At 69.0% G+C, this 16273-nt stretch carries 15 protein-coding genes and 1 pseudogene; 6 read left to right on the forward strand and 10 right to left on the reverse strand.

Annotated features, from left to right (window positions below; genetic code table 11):
- Together B0W80_RS31510 and B0W80_RS31515 are read left to right on the forward strand one after the other, a co-directional pair.
- A partial coding sequence (locus B0W80_RS31510) for a tripartite tricarboxylate transporter substrate binding protein (protein ID WP_143684862.1) occupies positions 1-583 on the forward strand: 583 nt, incomplete at its 5' end.
- 9 nt (positions 584-592) lie between these two features.
- Positions 593-1783 carry a M20 aminoacylase family protein gene (locus B0W80_RS31515; RefSeq protein ID WP_077003096.1) on the forward strand — a complete coding sequence of 397 codons (1191 nt, stop codon included), beginning with the start codon at positions 593-595 and terminating at the stop codon, positions 1781-1783.
- 10 nt (positions 1784-1793) lie between these two features.
- Here B0W80_RS31515 and B0W80_RS31520 read toward each other — a convergent pair whose 3' ends face one another.
- The 6 genes from B0W80_RS31520 to B0W80_RS31545 form a co-directional block, all read right to left on the reverse strand.
- Positions 1794-3062 carry an FIST C-terminal domain-containing protein gene (locus tag B0W80_RS31520; RefSeq protein ID WP_077003097.1) on the reverse strand — a complete coding sequence of 423 codons (1269 nt, stop codon included), beginning with the start codon at positions 3060-3062 and terminating at the stop codon, positions 1794-1796.
- A 31-nt stretch (positions 3063-3093) separates the two neighbouring features.
- Entirely contained in the window at positions 3094-3897 is an 804-nt protein-coding gene (locus tag B0W80_RS31525) for a PhaM family polyhydroxyalkanoate granule multifunctional regulatory protein (protein ID WP_077003098.1), read from the reverse strand.
- A 77-nt stretch (positions 3898-3974) separates the two neighbouring features.
- Positions 3975-4496 (reverse strand): copper chaperone PCu(A)C, encoded by a 522-nt coding sequence (locus B0W80_RS31530; RefSeq protein WP_083745761.1) that lies wholly within the window; start codon positions 4494-4496, stop codon positions 3975-3977.
- 28 nt (positions 4497-4524) lie between these two features.
- Positions 4525-6852, reverse strand: coding sequence for a TonB-dependent receptor (locus B0W80_RS31535; protein ID WP_077003099.1), 2328 nt, complete (start codon positions 6850-6852; stop codon positions 4525-4527).
- Positions 6853-6955: 103 nt separating this feature from the next.
- On the reverse strand, positions 6956-7309 hold the full coding sequence (locus tag B0W80_RS31540; protein ID WP_077003100.1) for a DUF2946 family protein: 354 nt from the start codon (positions 7307-7309) through the stop codon (positions 6956-6958).
- A gap of 10 nt (positions 7310-7319) precedes the next feature.
- Positions 7320-8318 carry a TraB/GumN family protein gene (locus B0W80_RS31545; protein ID WP_256856742.1) on the reverse strand — a complete coding sequence of 333 codons (999 nt, stop codon included), beginning with the start codon at positions 8316-8318 and terminating at the stop codon, positions 7320-7322.
- A gap of 169 nt (positions 8319-8487) precedes the next feature.
- Here B0W80_RS31545 and B0W80_RS31550 point away from each other — a divergent pair, with 169 nt between their 5' ends.
- Positions 8488-9654, forward strand: coding sequence for a toxin-antitoxin system YwqK family antitoxin (locus B0W80_RS31550; RefSeq protein ID WP_077003101.1), 1167 nt, complete (start codon positions 8488-8490; stop codon positions 9652-9654).
- A 25-nt stretch (positions 9655-9679) separates the two neighbouring features.
- Here B0W80_RS31550 and B0W80_RS31555 read toward each other — a convergent pair whose 3' ends face one another.
- Genes B0W80_RS31555 through B0W80_RS31565 form a run of 3 tightly spaced genes read right to left on the reverse strand, consistent with a single transcriptional unit; the run spans position 9680 to position 12697 of the window.
- Positions 9680-10654 carry a tripartite tricarboxylate transporter substrate binding protein gene (locus B0W80_RS31555; protein ID WP_077003102.1) on the reverse strand — a complete coding sequence of 325 codons (975 nt, stop codon included), beginning with the start codon at positions 10652-10654 and terminating at the stop codon, positions 9680-9682.
- A gap of 43 nt (positions 10655-10697) precedes the next feature.
- Entirely contained in the window at positions 10698-10952 is a 255-nt protein-coding gene (locus tag B0W80_RS31560; RefSeq protein WP_077003103.1) for a hypothetical protein, read from the reverse strand.
- The gene (locus B0W80_RS31565) at positions 10949-12697 is read right to left on the reverse strand and encodes an FAD-dependent monooxygenase (protein WP_077003104.1); all 1749 of its coding nucleotides are present in this window, start codon (positions 12695-12697) and stop codon (positions 10949-10951) included. The genes B0W80_RS31560 and B0W80_RS31565 overlap by 4 nt, the downstream gene beginning before the upstream one ends.
- A 74-nt stretch (positions 12698-12771) precedes the next feature.
- Between B0W80_RS31565 and B0W80_RS31570 the strand changes: the two genes are divergently transcribed.
- Positions 12772-13548 (forward strand): LuxR C-terminal-related transcriptional regulator, encoded by a 777-nt coding sequence (locus tag B0W80_RS31570; protein ID WP_077003105.1) that lies wholly within the window; start codon positions 12772-12774, stop codon positions 13546-13548.
- A 172-nt stretch (positions 13549-13720) separates the two neighbouring features.
- Positions 13721-14860, forward strand: coding sequence for a protein adenylyltransferase Fic (fic, locus tag B0W80_RS31575; protein WP_077003106.1), 1140 nt, complete (start codon positions 13721-13723; stop codon positions 14858-14860).
- A gap of 9 nt (positions 14861-14869) precedes the next feature.
- Here the strand turns inward: fic and B0W80_RS31580 are convergent, their stop codons facing one another.
- Positions 14870-15886, reverse strand: a complete 1017-nt coding sequence (locus tag B0W80_RS31580; protein WP_077003107.1) for a fumarylacetoacetate hydrolase family protein — start codon at positions 15884-15886, stop codon at positions 14870-14872.
- A 109-nt stretch (positions 15887-15995) separates the two neighbouring features.
- Between B0W80_RS31580 and B0W80_RS36065 the strand changes: the two are divergent.
- Positions 15996-16273, forward strand: a pseudogene (locus B0W80_RS36065) (DUF3108 domain-containing protein); the annotation flags it as partial.

Consider the following 16273-nt stretch of genomic DNA (forward strand, 5'->3'; position numbering starts at 1 on the left):
GCCGGCCAACAACGTCGACGAGCTGATCGCGCTGGCACGCAAGTCGCCCGACCAGCCGCTGAGCTACGGCAGCGTCGGCATCGGCTCGCTCTACCACCTGCTGCTCGAGAAGGTGCAGCAGCAGGCGAACATCAAGCTCATGCATGCGCCCTACAAGGGCAATGCGCCGCTGCTGCAGGACCTGGGCGGCGGCCAGGTCGACTTCGCCGTGCTGGTCTACAGCGCCGCCATGGGCGCGCTGGCCGACCAGGGCCGCCTCAAGGTCATCGGGCAGTTGGGCGCCCAGCGCTCCGAGCTGCTGAAGAACGTGCCCACGGTGAGCGAAGGCAAGGAGCTCAAGGACTTCGCCTACAAGACCTGGAGCGGCTTCATGGTGCCCAAGAACACGCCCGAAGACGTGGTGCTGCGCCTGCACAAGGCCATCGGCGCCACGCTTCAGGACCCGGGCGTGCGCACGCAGCTCGCGGCCCAGACGCAGGTGGCCTCGGCGCCGATGACGCTGGCCGAAGCGGCGAAGTTCTACGAGTCCGAGACCGCCCGCTACCGGGCTATTGCCAAGTCCATCAACCTCCAACCGCAGTAAGGTGATGCCATGACCGCCCTCCTGGACCAACTGCACGCGCAGGCCGACACCTTCATCGCGTTGCGGCGCGACATCCACCAGCACCCGGAACTGGGCTTCGACGAGCACCGCACGTCCGCGCTGGTCGCCCAGCGGCTGGAAGCCTGGGGCTACGAGGTCGAGCGCGGCCTCGGCGGCACCGGCCTGGTGGGACGCCTGGTGCGCGGCAACGGCCAGCGCCGCCTTGGCCTGCGCGCCGACATGGACGCCCTGCCGATCGACGAAGCCACCGGCCTCCCCTACGCCAGCCGCCACGCCGGCGTCATGCATGCCTGCGGCCACGATGGCCACACGGCCATGCTGCTGGCGGCCGCCGAGCACCTGGCCACCCGCGGGCGCTTCGAGGGCACGCTCAACCTGATCTTCCAGCCGGCCGAAGAAGGCGGCGGCGGCGCGGTGCGGATGATGGACGACGGCCTGTTCGACAAGTACCCCTGCGACGCCATCTTCGCGATGCACAACATGCCCGGCATGCCGCAAGGGCGGCTCTACCTGCGGGACGGCCCGGCGATGGCGTCGTCGGACTACGCCACCGTCACGCTGACCGGCATCGGCGGCCACGGCGCCTTGCCCCATCGCACGGCCGACCCGATCGTGGCCGCGTCGAGCATCGTGATGGCGCTGCAGACCGTGGTCTCGCGCAACATCGACCCGCTGCAGATGGCGGTCGTGACGGTCGGCGCCATCCATGCCGGCAAGGCCAACAACGTGATCCCGCAGACCGCGACGCTGGAGATCAGCGTGCGCTCGCTCGACCGCGACGTGCGCAAGCGCCTGGAGGAACGCGTCAAGGCGGTGATCGCGGCGCAGGCCCAGAGCTTCGACGTGCAGGCGCACACCGACTGGCGGCCCGGTTACGCGGTGCTCGTCAACACGCCGGCCGAGACCGATTTCGCCCGCGAGGTGGCACTGGAGCTGCTGGGCGCCGAGCGCGTCACGCTGCAGGGCCCGGCCTTGTCGGGCAGCGAGGACTTCGCCTTCATGCTCGAGCGCGTGCCCGGCAGCTACCTGCTGATCGGCAACGGCGCTGGCGAGGGCGACGGCCACGGGGCCTGCATGGTGCACAACCCCGGCTACGACTTCCACGACGCCAACGTCGCGATCGGTGCGGCCTACTGGGTGCTATTGGCGGAGCGCTTCTTGAGCGGAACGGCGGCCTGAGGCAAGCACCTCAGTCGTTCGCCGCGAACACCGTCAGCACGCCCGTGTAGCCGTACAGGTGATGCCGCGCGATTTCGCCGCCGGCGAAGAAGCCGACCAGCGGCACGTCGCCCAGCGCGTGCCGGACGATCTGCAGCTCCGCGTTGGGCGCGCCGAAATGCGGCCCGCCGCGGCCCGCGCAGCTCACGTACACCGCGCCGGCGATGCGGCGTGCCGGGTGCGGCGCCGCCTCTGCTTCGCCGGCCGCGACGGCGCGCGCGGTGGCCAGCGTCTGCTCTTCGGGCTCGAGTTCCTCGCGGATCTCGGCGCAGATGCGCATCAGGTCGGCGCGCGCGGCCTGCGCGTTGCGGCGCACGAAGCTCACGCGCATGCCGGCCTCGACCTGGTCCGCGATGGCGATGCCGCGGCGCGTGGGGTCCAGCCCGATGATGTGCCGCACCAGCACGTCGCCGCCCAGGTCGCCGGTGCGCCGGATGACGTCGCTGCCCGCATCGACCAGACCGACCAGCGTGGCGCGCACCGCGTCGATGGCCTGCTGCGGCTCGGACAGCGAAACGCCCAGTTCCGCCAGCAGCACTTCGAGCGCGGGCTCGTCGTCCAGCTCGAGCAGCACGTTGGCTTCGGCCTTGGTGACCACGCGTTCGCGCGACACGGGCTGGCAGCCTTGCGTCACGCGCGACACCAAGCGCACGCCTTCGCCGAACGCCACGCCTGACAAGCCACCCGAGAACACGCCGCTGGCGGCGCCGTGCCCGCGGATGTTGCCGTTGCCGCCGATGGCGAACTGCAGCGAGCCGGCCCGGCCGGACGACAGGCCGCCGAACAGGTAGCCCGTGTCGGTGCGTCCGGCCATTTCGCCCACCAGCTCGGCCAGATCGGGCGTGCCGGGATCGGCATGCACGAGCGCCGTGTGGGCCGAGAAGCCGCTCATCTCGGCGCCGGCCAGCGGTGCAACGCCGGAGAACACCCGGTACTGGTCGCTCGGCAGCTGGCACAGCATGACGCTCAGCGCGGGCTCGTCGAAATACTCGGCATTGTTGGCCGCCACGCCGATGCCGACGGTGCCGGACCAATCGGTGATCTCCGGCAGCTCGGCGCCCATGTGTTCGAGGATGTCCTGTGCCTCGGCGGCGTAGTGGTCCGTGATGTAGAGCAGGCCCAGGGTCGGCGCATGCGCGTAGTCCGGCAGGGCCAGCTGCGCCCGCAATTGCGCCAGCACCAGCCCGGCTGCCATGCGCCACTGGGGATGGGTGGCGTGCCCCGTCGGGAACAGCTTCATGGCTCTGACTCCTGGGCTTGGAACGGGAAACTCAGCGCGTGCGCTTGCGTGCCGCCGTCTTCCGGGCAGGCGCCTTTTTGGCAGGCGCGCTCTTGGCCGCGGCCTTCTTCGCAGCCGGGCCGGCCTTGGACGCCGTCTTGCCCGCAGCCGCGCCCATCGCCTGGCCCACCGCATCGGCCAACGGCTGCGCCACGGCGGGCATCTTGAGTTGCGAGGCGTCCTGCAGTGCCGAACTGGCGATCTGCTGGAACTGCTGGGTCAGGGCGCCCCACCATTGCAGCGGATCGACCACGCCGGCCGCGGAACCCGGCTCGGCCGAGCCGGCGGCCGCCTTGGCCTTGGCGCCACGCTTCGGTGCCGCCGCGGGCGGTGCTTCGGCAGCCTCCTCGGGCTCTGCCGCGTCTTCGGGCTCGTCGTCGAACTCTTCTTCGGACTCGTCCGCGGGCTCAGGCTCGGGCTCAGGCTCGGGTTCCGGCGCTCGGGGCGCGGGCGCCGCTGCGGGCGGCGGCGAGGCCGTGCGGGTGAACGCGTTCGCCAGGTCTTCCATGCGCACGTTCATGCCGCGCAGGGTCGACAGCGTCATCTTCTGCACTTCGAGGGCCTGGATGGTGGCCTTGAGCGCATGGCCGTTCTGCTCGAGCCAGTACTGCACCGTCTTGAGTTCCTGGATGCGCTTGTCGACCTCTTCGACGCTCATCGTCGGCGCCACCCAGCTCGACAGGCTGGGCAGGCCGGGCACGGCACTGCTGCCGCCCGCCGCCCCGCTCGCCAGCTTCTGCAGGAAGTCGAAGCCCGGAACGAACTGGCTGAAGGCGAAAGGCTTGGCGTCGCTCATGAGGGGCTCCTCGGGGAGAGTTGTTGTGCGGCCAGCTTACCCCAAGCGCGCGCACTTGAAACCTCCCGCTCGAAGGCTCAGTGCTTGTGCATCCCGTCCTTGCGCATCCCTTCCTTGTGCGCTCCCTCATTTGCCGCACCGGCCGCGGTGCGCACCGGCAGCTGGAGGTCGAGCGAACTTTTCTGGCCCTTTCCGTCCTCGAATTTCAGCGTCAGCGGCACGCTGGCGCCGTTGGCCAGGGGCTGCTTCAGGTCCATGAGCATCAGGTGATAACCGCCGGGCTTCAGCTCGACGGTCTGGCGCGCCGGCAGCTCGAGGCCGCGGTCGAGCGCACGCATGCGCATGGTGTCGCCTTCCATCTTCATCTCGTGGACCTCGGCGACGCCGGCTGCCGGCGTGGAGACGCCGACCAGGCGTGCGCCTGCCGGTGCCGTGAGCTTCATGAAGGCGCCGGTGCCGCTCTGGCCGGGCACCGTGGCGCGAACCCACGCATCGCGTACATCGACGGGTGCAGCGCCGGGCGCCTGCGCCAGGGCGCCGCCGGCAGCGGCCAGCAAGAGGACAGCCGCGATGCGGCGGGAGATCGGCAGGTTCTTCATGTCGGGGTTCCTTCGGGTGCAGTGTGGATCAAAGGTCGAAACGCAGTTCGGCGGTGTAGGTGCGTTGCGGATACGGGTGGAAATTCCAGTACTTGTCGTTGTTGGCGTTGTCGATGCCGAAGGCGGCCGACCAGCGCTTGTCGATCTGGTAGCGCACGCGCAGGTCGACCGTGAAGTACCGGCTGGCGCCGAAGTACGCATTGGCGTTGACGTCGCTGTTGTCCAGGTTCGAATACTGCCGCCCGCTGTAGCGCGCGGCGATGGTGAGGGCCCAGCGTGCATCGGGCTTGTAGCTCGCATACACGGTGGAGCGCCAGCGCGGCACGCGCGGCTGCCACTTGCCCACGCTGGCCGGGAAGGCGGCATTGGCCACGATCTTGGAATCGGCATAGGTCAGGCTCGCACCGAGGTCCAAGCCCTTGGCGAACACGTCCTGCCCGGTGTAGGCCAGCTCCAGGCCGGTCGTTCGCACCTTGTCCACGTTCTGTACGCGCGAGACCGTCGAGTTCGGAATCAGCTGGCTGTACAGCGCATCCTTCGTCGTTTCGTGGAACAGCGTGGCGCGCGCGAGCCCGTGACCCACGTCCTTTTCGGCCGTGAGCTCGCCGGTCCACGATTTCTCGGGCTTCAGGTTCGGGTCGTTGATGAAGGACAGCGCGCCGCCGGCGGTCGCGCCGTACAACTCGCCCACCGTCGGGAATCGCACCGCGCGGCCCAGCGAGGCCTTGAGCACTGTGTCCTGCGCCACCTGCCAGGCCAGCGCGGCCTTGGGCGACACGTCGGATTCGCTGCGCGCGGCGTAGGCCTGCCGGCTGCTGGCGGTGGCGGTGAACCCTTCGCTGGCCTTCCAGTCTTCGTAGCGCAGGCCGAGCACGGCCTTCCACTGCGGTGCGAAGGCCCAGCTGTCCTGTACCCAGGCGCTCAGCGTTTGCGTGCGCCCGCCCACGTCGCTGACCAGCGAGGCCGGCAGCGCGGGGCCGTCGAGCCAGCTGCCCAGCACGTTGTTCTTGGCGATGGCGAGCTTGTAGGCATCACGGCCGATGCCGAAGTCGACGATGTGCGCGCCGCCCGCGCCCTGCGGGCGCCAGGTGCCCTTGGCGGCCAGCGTGTTCCAGCCCGTGCCGTCCTGGTTCTGCAGCGTGCCGGCGCCGCCGATGGCGGCCAGCGGCAGCGCCATCGTGGGCATGCGCTGCTCGTCCTTGCCGTAGTCGTAGAGGCTCGCGGCCAGCTCCCAGTCGAACACGCCCTGGGTGTTGCTCTTGACCGAGAGGCCGTGCATGGTGTGCGTCTGGCTGTCGTTGGTCAGCGGGAAGGCCGTGGGCGCGACCGTGTAGCTGCGCCCGCCGATGCTGACCGGCCCGCTGAAGACCGGCTGCCCGGCGGCGTTGGCGAGGTAGCTTTGAGAACGGCCCTCCGAACTGTTCTGCCACCAGCCCAGGGTGTAGGTCGCGCGCAGGGTGGGCGAGAAGTCGTAGGCCAGCTTGAGCTTGGCGTGGTCCTGCACCGTGCGATAGGCCGTGCCCGTGCCCAGGATGTACCAGGGCGTGTTGGTGGTGTTGAGCCCCGGCACGAAGCCGGCTACCGGCACGCCGCCGGACCCGGGCGTGCCCGAGGCGACCGTGGCGGTGGCGAAGGTCAGCGGCTGGCCCCGGCTGTCGGTGCGGTTCACGTCGATCCACCACGACCAGTCGCCGCTCTTGCTGCCGAGCGAGGCGCTGGTCTGCCAGCCATCGAAGGTCTGGCGCGTGTTGTAGAGCTCGAAGGGCTGCGAGAAGTAGCCGGCCTTGACGTGCGCCTCGAGCTTCGTCGGCATGCGCGTCACGTAGTCGACCACCGCGCCGGCCGAATTGCCGGGGTAGGCCGCGGAAAAGGGGCCGTACATCACATCGACGCGCTCGATTTCCTCGGGCGTGACCAGCCCCCAGCGCGGCGCGTAGTTGGTGCCGTTCGCGATGCCGTTGCCCAAGTAGTTCGACAGCAGGATGCCGTCCGCATACACCGCCGAGCGCGCGCTGTTGCCGGTCCCCGAGGCGCGGGTGGACAGGATCGCGTGGTTGTAGTCGCCGATGTAGCGCTTGCGCACCAGCAGGCTGGGCAGGTACTTGAGCGCATCCTCGCTGTCGGTGGCGTTGATGCGGGTCTCGATCTCTTCGCGCGTCACGCCTTCGATGGTGGTCGGGATCTGCGTCGGCAGCGAGGTCGGCTGGCCGCCGGTGACGGTCACGACGCCCAGCGACTTGATGCGCTCGGGCGCCTGGTCCGCGATCGGCGCCGGGGAGTCCTGGGCGAGCGCCGGCGCGGCCAGGTAAGGAAATGCCGCGCCCAGGGCGAGCGACAGCAGGGTTTTCTTGTTCATGGGATTGCGCTCCTCGGCGCGTGCGGCGCCGGTGCATGACGAGGGGCATCGCGCGCGAGGCACCCCAATGCGGGCACCCGGCGCTACGACATCGACGGCAGGCTCAGGAGGCGGGTGGGCCGCGCGCCGGCAGCGGCGCCGCGGTGGCCGCGGCGATGCGCGCGGCGGGAATGGGCTGGACCGCATGGGCCAGCGGCAGCGGATGCGGCAGCGCCGACACCGACGACGGCGGCGGCGCACCGGTCAGCAGGCACATCGGGCAGTCGAGATGGGTGGCGCCGAGCTCCTGCACGCCGTCTTCGCCCTGCACCACCACCTTGACGGCGCCGGCCGTGGAGCACACCAGCTCCAGGGCCTGCGGGTGCACCACCGGCGACGCGATGGCCGCGCCCAGCGACAGCACGAACCACAGCAGCACGAGGCGGCCGAGGTGGTGGGCGTGACGCAGGCTGGACATGGGTTGGCGATTATGGACGAGCCACTGCCGGCGCCGCTGCTGGCAGTACCGCGGTGACGCGGAAGCCGCGCGCGGCCATCAGCGCCGGCAGCCCCCGCGGGCCGACCATGTGCAGCGCGCCGACCGCGCCGAACACGCGCTGCCCGCTGCCATGAAGCCGCGCGATGCCGTCGGCCAGGCCGGGATTGCGCTCGTCGAGCAGGCGCCGCATCGCGCGCCGTTCGGCCGGCGTGCGGACGCACTCGCACCAGCGGTTGTAGCTGCCGAGCCGGTTCCAGTCGCTGCGCGCCCAGGCGCCCGCGAGTTCACTGGCCAACACCACGGCCCGGCCCGATTCGAGTTCGTCTAAGGCCTGGTCGACGTGCTCGGCTTCCTCCGCCTCGGAATCGCCGGCCAGCATCTTCAATTGGGTCGCCGCGCTCTCGAGGGCCACCACCCGCTTGTTGTGGGCACGCGCCAGGCCGGACAGGAAGAGTTCGCTGCCGAAGTCGCCGTACAGCCCCTCGGTGCGCGCCGCGAGCAAGGACAGCGTGGTGACCTGCAGGATGGGCCGCAACCCGGCCAGGGCGCTCTCGGGCAGGCAGGCCTCGGCCGCCTGCCGGGCCAGGCGGCGCCGGCGCTCGGGCGTGAGCAGGCGCTCGCTCAGGGCCGGATCGGCGCGCTCAGCGAAGGCGGCGACGGTGGCCGGGTCCTGCAGGTCTAGTTCCATCGCCAGCGTGTCGCTGTCCAGCAGCGCGCGCCGCACCCGCGGCCCCGGCAAGGCCCAATCGACCTTGCCCAGGTGCAGGGTGCCGTAGAGCCAGGAACTGCGGCCGTCCTTGTCGATGCGCCACAGCAGGCCCCGGTCGACGGATGCCGCCAAAGCCGACTGCGAGAGATCCGGCGCAGGGGCTGCCGGCGGACAAGCGGCCAGGGCCGCGCCGGCGCTCACGAAAAGGGCCAACAGGGCAAGCTTGCGCAGCAGCGGACTCCACGGACGGCGGGCGGGCGTGATGGGCGGCGGGTTCACCAGATGTATCCAGGGGTTTCTAGACCGCGGCCGCGCCGCTATGCTGTCGGGGTCCGCAGCATATTTCACCTCGGCTCGACCGTACGCCGCGACCTCGACAAGGCCCGGCACTTGCATGGTCGATCACTGCTGCGCTCCCTCTAACTTCTTCACCTTGCCTGAATCCGCCATGCCCGTCCTTCTGCGCCCGGCCACCGTGCTGGCAACCGCGCTGCTCGCGTGGCTGCCCCTCGCAGCCCTGGCCGTGCAGGACTGCGAGCTCAACGGCCAACACGTCAATCCCGCCAACGGCAACACGACCGCCGGCAAGAGCGGGCTGATGCGCTGCAAGGACCGCGACAGCGGCGAGCTGGCGCGCGAGCAGCAGCTCCAGAACGGCGTCTTCATGGGCGTGGTGCGGCACTACGACAAGGGCAAGCTGGTGAAGGAGCACAGCGTCAACGCGCGGGGCAACATGGAAGGCCTGGCGCGCGAGTTCGCCCCGACCACCGGCCGTCTGCTGCGCGAATCGCGCTACGAGGACGGCCACGAAACCGGCTTGTCGCGCAGCTTCCACCCCAATGGCCAGCTGCGCCGCGTGACCTTCTACGCGGAGCCCGGCGAGCGCGCCTATGCCGAGTTCACCGACCGCGGCCAGCTGTCGGCGCTGCGCTGCGGTGACAAGCCCATGCTGGCGCCCGTCGTCGACGACGCACAGCTCTGCGGCTTCGGCGGCAGCAGCTCCCAGGTGCAGCTGTACGACGCCAAGGGCATCCTGCGCTCGCGCCTGGGCTACCTGGCCGGCAAGCGGGTACGCAGCGAGGAGCTCTACGACAACGGCAAGCCATCGCAGCAGGACGAGATCACCGGCAACCAGCGCGTCGAGCGCCGCTGGTCGTCCGAGGGCGTGAAGCGCCGGGAAATCGCTTACCTGGTCACCGAACGCGGGTCGGTCAAGCAGCGCGAACAGGAGTTCTCCGAAAAGGGCACGCTGGTGCGCGAACAGCGCTGGGGCACGAGCGGCGAGCCGATCTCGGACGAAAGCTACTACCTCAACGGCCAGCCGCGCAGCAAGGCGGTGTACGGCGAGGGCAACGATGCGCGCACGGTCGAGATCACCGAGTTCGACGACGCCGGCCAGCGCGCCGCGCTCGGCAAATTCCTGGTCGTGAGCCGCTTCCGCCAGATCCCGATCGGCACGCACCAGCGCTTCGGCGACGCAGGCAAGCTGCGCGCCGAGTCCAGCTACGACGACAAGGGCCGCGTGACGCGCGAGCGCAGCTGGGATGCAGAAGGCAAGCTGGAGCGCGACGACGAGGTCTTCGAAGACGGCTCCCGCAAAGCCTTCAAGAAATAGCTCGCCCCCGGCCCAGCCGGCCGCTTCAGTCCAGTTTGATGCCGGCGGATTTGATGATCGGGCCCCAGCGGCGCGATTCGGCGCGCGACAGCGCGGCGAACTGCTGCGGCGTGCCGGGCATCGCTTCCATGCCGAAATCGCCGAAGCGTTTTTGCACCGCAGGTACGCTGAAGGCTTTGTTGAGTTCGGTGTTGAGGCGGCTCACCACCGGCGCGGGCAGGCCGGCCGGGCCGAGCACGCCCTGGAAGGCGAACACCTCGGTGTTGGGCACGCCCACTTCCGCGAGCGTGGGCACGTCGGGCAAGAGCTTCGAGCGCGCGCCCGAGCCGATGGCCAGCACCCGCACTTTCTGGCCCTGCATGATCGACAGGCCCGACGCGAGGTCGAGGAACATGCAGGGCACCTGGCCGCCCATCACGTCCGCCATGGCCGGCGCCGCGCCGCGATAGGGGATGTGGGTGATGAAGGTGCCGGTGCGGTTCTTGAACATCTCCATGGCCAGGTGATGCGGCGAGCCGTTGCCGGGCGAGGCGTAGTTGACCTTGCCCGGGTTGGCCTTGACGTAGGCGAGGAAGGCCTTGAAGTCCTTGGCGGGGAAGTCGGGATGCACCACAAGCGCCAGCGGGAACTTGCCGATCGCGCCGATGTAGCTGAAGTCCTTCTCGGGGTTGAAGGGCAGCTTGCTGAACAGGTACTCGTTGAAGGCCAGCACCGCGTTGTCGGCCGACATGATGGTGTAGCCGTCGGGCTTGGACTTGGCGACCAGGTCGGCGCCGATGTTCGTCGACGCGCCGGGCCGGTTGTCGATCACGATCTGCTGGCCCAGCGCCTGGCGCATGGCTTCGGCCAGGGTGCGCGCGATCACGTCGGTGCCACCGCCGGCCGGATAGGGCACCACCCACTTGATGAGCTGCTCGGGGTAGTTCTGTGCGCGCACCAGCGGGGCGACGCCGGCGGCGGCGCTGGCGGCAAGGGCGGTGAGCAAGGTTCTGCGGTCCATGACAAAGGTCTCCGGGTTTCTTGATGCGAGGGTTGCGAGAGGATCAGGGCTTGCCGGCTTGACCGGCGTCATCGGCGTCACCAGCCGCGGCCGCCGCTGCGGACAGCGAGGGCATGGGCAGGTCGCGCAGCGCTTCCGCCAGCGCGGCCCGGCAACGTGCTTCGTCGCCGAGCTGTTCGAACAGCAGCAAAGCCAGTCGCGCGAGGAACAGCGATTCTCGCTCCGAGCCGGCGTCGCTGATGGCGCGGGCGCATTCGGCGTAGAGCCGGTCGCGTGCTTCGTGGCTCAGGGTGGTCATGCGTGCTCCTTGGCCGCCGATGCGGATGCGCGCGCCAGCGCCCGTGGCAATGCGCCGGGTGGCGGCCGGTGCCAGCGTGCCGCCACGTGGCCGTCGGGGCGCAGCAAGTAGACGGCGCCGTCCCGGGCACCCAAGGCCTCGAAGGCAGCGGCATGTCGGGCATCAGGCCGCAGGTGGCGCGACACGGCCTGCAGCGGACCGGCTTGCGCCGCGGCGATCTCGGCCTCGAGCGCGGCGTCGATGCGCTCGATGTTGAGCACCAGCACCGTGAAGCACGAGCCGATCGAGTCGGTCAGGTGCCGCCCGTCGCCCAGCGGCTGCTCGGGCATCGCCTCGCCGAGATTCGGGCCCGCCGGCAGCGCGTCGCTCTCGCTGGAGAGCGCGGAGTCGTCGTAGCGCACGGCCTGCGTCTGCCGCGGGTTGATCAGGTTCGCGATGCCGCGGTGCGCGCCCGACAGCGACAGCGCCGCCTCGCGCAGCAGATCGAAGCCGCGCGAGGGCGGCGACATGAATTCGGTGCTGCGCATCGCGCTCTCGGCGTTGATGTGAAAAGCGGCGATGCGCTCCTGCGAATAGCTGTCGAGCAGCGATGCATCGGAGACACCGCGTGCCACCAGCGCCAGCTTCCAGGCCAGGTTGTCCGCATCGTCGAAGCCGGAATTGAGACCGCGCACGCCGAAGATGGGCATCGCATGCGCGGCATTGCCCGCGAACAGCACGCGGCCGTGTCGGTAGCTCGACAGCGTCATCGCGCCGGCACGGTAGACCGACGTCCAGACCGTCTTCCACTGCAGGTGGCCCTCGCCGATGGCGTCGAGATGGCGCTGCACGAATTCGGCGACTGCCTCGGGCTGCAGTGCGTCTTCGGTGCTCTGGCCCGCACGCAGCTGGTAGTCGATGCGCCAGATGTCGTCGGGCTGGCGGTGCATCAGCACGGTGGAGCCCGGGTTCCACGGCGGATCGAACCACGCGCGGCGCTCGGTCGGGTGCTCGCTGTGCAGTTCGATGTCGATGATGACGTAGCGGCCCTCGTAGCCCGTGCCTTCCAGGTTCAGGCCCAGGGTCTTGCGCACGAGGCTCTGGCCGCCGTCGCAGCCGACCAGCCAGCCAGCCCGCAGCGCATACGAACCCAGCGCATTGCGCGCCTGCAGCGCCACGCCATCGCCGTTGTGCTCGAAGCCGGTGAGCTCGGTGCCCCAGCGAATGTCGATCAGCCCCGGCTCGGCCGCGTTGCGGCAGGCGATCTCGTCCAGCAGGTATTGCTCGATGTAGTACTGCTCGAGGTTGATCATCGGCGGCAGCTTCTGCATCGCGTCGTGCGGCATCTCGAAGCGGAACACTTCCTCGGTCTTGTAGAAGCTGGTTCCCCCGGTCCAGGGCAGGCCCTTGGCCAGGAAGGCCGGCAGCGCGCCCAGGCGCTCGACGATCTCGAGGCTGCGGCGCGAAATGCAGGCGGCGCGGCTGCCGACGCAGACCGTGTCGTCGGCCTCCAGGATGACGCTGCGCACGCCATGGTTGGCCAGGCCCAGGGCCAGCGCCATGCCGACCGGGCCGCCGCCGGCGATCACGACCGGATGTGTGCCGGGCTCGGCGCCGTTGTCGAGCACGGGCAGCACCGGCGCGAAGCGGGTGTAGTGGAAGGCGCCGACCGATGCCGGCAGGCCGCTCGCCGTTGGCGGCAGCGGGCCGGTTGCGGCGTCGCCGGGTCGGGCGGTTGGCGCGGAAGGAGCGACGGCGGTGTTCATGCGACGGGATTGTCCCGATGCCTCGGCGTCGCCGTTGTCCTAACTTCGTACGACGTGTTTACCCTGATCCCTTCATGAAACGCTGGCCGCTGCGTCCCGTCGATCGCCCCTTGCCGTCGTCTGTGGTGAGCGGTGTGCTGGCCGGCATCGGCACGCCGCACCTGGCTGCCAGCTGCCTCGGCGCCATGCACCGCGTGCTGCCGGTGACCTTCTGCACCGTGTTCGCCGTCAGCGCCAACGGCCGCATCGAGACCGTGTCGGCCGCCAGCAGCTACGGCAGCACGGCAGAGCGCACCGCGGAGCGCTACGTCGCCCAGCGATTCGACCGCATGGACCCCAACATGGTCTGGCTGGCGAAGCGCAAGCTGCCGCAGCGCCCGCAACTGTGGCTCGGGCATCAGCACGCCGACGAGGTCACCGACCCAAGCTACCGCGCCGCCTGCTACGGCGACGTCGGCATCCGCGAACGCGCCTCGGTGCTGCTGCTGTCGCCGGCCGGGCAGCGCACGGCGGTGAGCTTCTACCGCAGCCTGGCCCAGCCTGAATTCGGCGACACGGATTTCGAGCAGCTCGAAGCGCACTCGACGCTGCTGGCCGACGCCGTACTGGCCCACGGCCGCAGCGCGATGGGCGTGCGCGAGGCCGCCGAGCCGACCTTGGGCGCGCGCATGCTCGCGCTCAGCCTGCGGGAGCGGGAAGTCATCGGGCAACTGCTGGCCGGCCGGACGGCCAAGGAAGCCGCACGGGAGCTCGGCGTGGAGCTGACGACGGTACGGACGCACCAGTACAGGGCGTTTCGGAGGCTGGGGATCGGGAGCTTGAAAGAGTTGTTGAGGGGTGCAGGAAGGTGAACATGTCGCAAAAATCGAATGTTGACGACACATCATCCCTCTTATGTCGTTGCCAACGACACGACAAAGCCCTCGTGTCGCAAAAATCCTGAAAAAGCGACACGACTTCTTTGACATGTTCCCGCTGACGACATATCGTGAAAACGTGTCGTCAATTTCAAATTTTTCGAACATGACATCCAAGACGCCGACTTGGCGGCCCGATCGCCCCTACGACGAACTTCCTGCGCTCCCCCCGACTGCAGACCTCGAAAGCAAGGCGATCCTCAAGCAATGCATCACCGCACGCGCCGCCTTGGCCGAACTCAAGCAGGCCACAGAGCTGATTCCCAACGCCACCGTGCTGATCAATACCATCCCCTTGCTGGAAGCCAAGGACAGTTCCGAAATCGAGAACATCGTCACCACGACCGACCAGTTGTTCCGGCACGCCGACGGCCATGACGGCCATGCGGACCCTGCAACCAAGGAGGCCTTGCGTTACCGAGGCGCACTTTATGAGGGGTTCCGCTCGCTGGACCGGCGCCCGCTCTGTACGACGACTGCCGTCGACATCTGTGCGGCCATCAAAGGGGTGGACATGGACATTCGCCGCACGCCCGGAACGCAACTCGTCAGCGACCGCAACGGCGAGAGCATCTACACCCCACCGGAAGGCGAGGCCTTGCTACGCAAGCTGCTGGCCAACTGGGAGCGATTCATCCACGACGAGCGCGACCTCGACCCGCTCATCCGCATGGCGGTGGCGCACTACCAGTTCGAAGCGATTCACCCCTTCACCGACGGCAACGGACGAACCGGCAGGGTGATCAACATCCTCGTGCTGATCCAGGAGCAGCTTCTCACGCTGCCCGTGCTGTACCTGAGCCGCTACATCATCACCCACAAGGCGGACTACTACCGCCTGCTGCAGAAGGTGACGAGCGAGCAGGCATGGGAGGAATGGGTGCTCTACATGCTGCGCGCCGTGGAGGAAACCGCGCAATGGACCACGCGCAAGATCGCCGCCATCCGCAAGCTCGCCGAGCACACCACCGAACACGTGCGCGACACCCTGCCGAAAATCTACAGCCGTGAGCTGGTCGAGACGATCTTCGAGCAGCCTTATTGCCGCATCGGCAACCTGGTCGACAAACAGATCGCACAACGGCAGGCCGCATCGCGCTACTTGAAGGATCTGGCGGGGGCGGGGGTGTTGATGGAAATCCAGGCGGGCAAGGAGAAGCTCTTCACGCATCCGAAGCTCGTGCGGCTGCTGACGCGGGACGGCAACGAGTTCGACCGATACGGTGCTACCGCCACAGGCAGCTGACCGAGCAACTCAACCCCCTGCCCCAGGCCCTACCACCTCCTGATCAATCGCCCCGAAGATCGACTGGCCGTCCTTGCCCTTCATTTCGATGCGGATGGTGTCGCCGTACTTCATGAACTCGGTGCTGGGCTGGCCGTCCTGAATCGTCTCGATGCAGCGCTTTTCGGCGATGCAGCTGTAGCCCTTGGGCCATTCCATGCGGCCGTCTTTTTCGACGCCCTTGTTGCTGACGGTGCCGCTGCCCACGATGCTGCCGGCGCGCACGTTGCGGGTCTTGGCGATGTGGGCGATGAGTTGGCCGAAGTGGAAGGTCATCTCCTCGCCGGCATCGCACATGCCGACCTTGCGGCCGTTCCAGGTGCTCTGCAGCGTGAGGTGTACGCGGCCGCCCTGCCAGGCATCGCCCAACTCGTCGGGCGTGACGGCCACCGGGCTGAAGGCGGTGGCGGGCTTGCTCTGGAAGAAGCCGAAGCCCTTGGCCAGCTCGGCCGGAATCAGGTTGCGCAGGCTGACGTCGTTGGCCAGCATCAGCAGGCGGATGCCGTCGAGCGCCTGCTCGGGCGAGGCGCCCATCTTCACGTCGCCGGTGATGACCGCGATCTCGGCTTCGAAGTCGATGCCGAAGGCCTCGCTGGGCACCACGATGCGGGCGCAGGGGCCGATGAAGTCGTCACTGCCGCCTTGGTACATCAGCGGGTCGGTGTAGAAACTTTGCGGCACCTCGGCGTTGCGGGCCTTGCGCACCAGCTCCACGTGGTTGATGTAGGCCGAGCCGTCTGCCCACTGGTAGGCGCGCGGCAACGGTGCCATGCACTGAACGGGGTCGAAAGGGAAGGCGTGGCGCGCGCGGCCGGCGTTGAGCTGGTCCGACAGGTCCTGCAGCTGCGGGCTGATGAAGCCCCAGTCGTCGAGCGCCTGTTGCAGGCGGTTGGCGATTCCGGTGGCGTAGTGGGCGTGGGCGAGGTCGCGCGAGACGACGACCAGCTGGCCGTCGCGCGAGCCGTCGTGGAGGGTGGCGAGTTTCATGGGCGAGAGGGCGTCGGTGCGGGAAGCTCCGCGCCGTGCCACTAAACTGGTTGAACGGGCGGCAGTGTACCGAGCTGAACCTTGGCAGCAGCCTCCGATCCCACCCTCGATGCGCCTCCGCCCTGCCGCCCCCGCCCTGTCCGGCACGCCCAGCCTGCCCTGGCGCGCGCTGGCACTGCTGACGGCTGCGGTGCTTCTGGCGCATTTCGCGTTGCTCGGGCTGGCGCCGATGGGTGCGGGGCCGCATCCTTCGCCGGTGGCGGCGAAATTCGAGACGCGCACGATCGTCGTTGCGCCTCCTGTACCCGCACCGTTACCCGCACTTGTGCCGGTACCGGTGAAGGCACCGACTCCGCCCGTCGCGGTCAAGCCGGCGCCCCCCAAGCC

The organism is Variovorax sp. KK3 (assembly GCF_001984055.1).
GTDB lineage: Bacteria > Pseudomonadota > Gammaproteobacteria > Burkholderiales > Burkholderiaceae_C > Variovorax.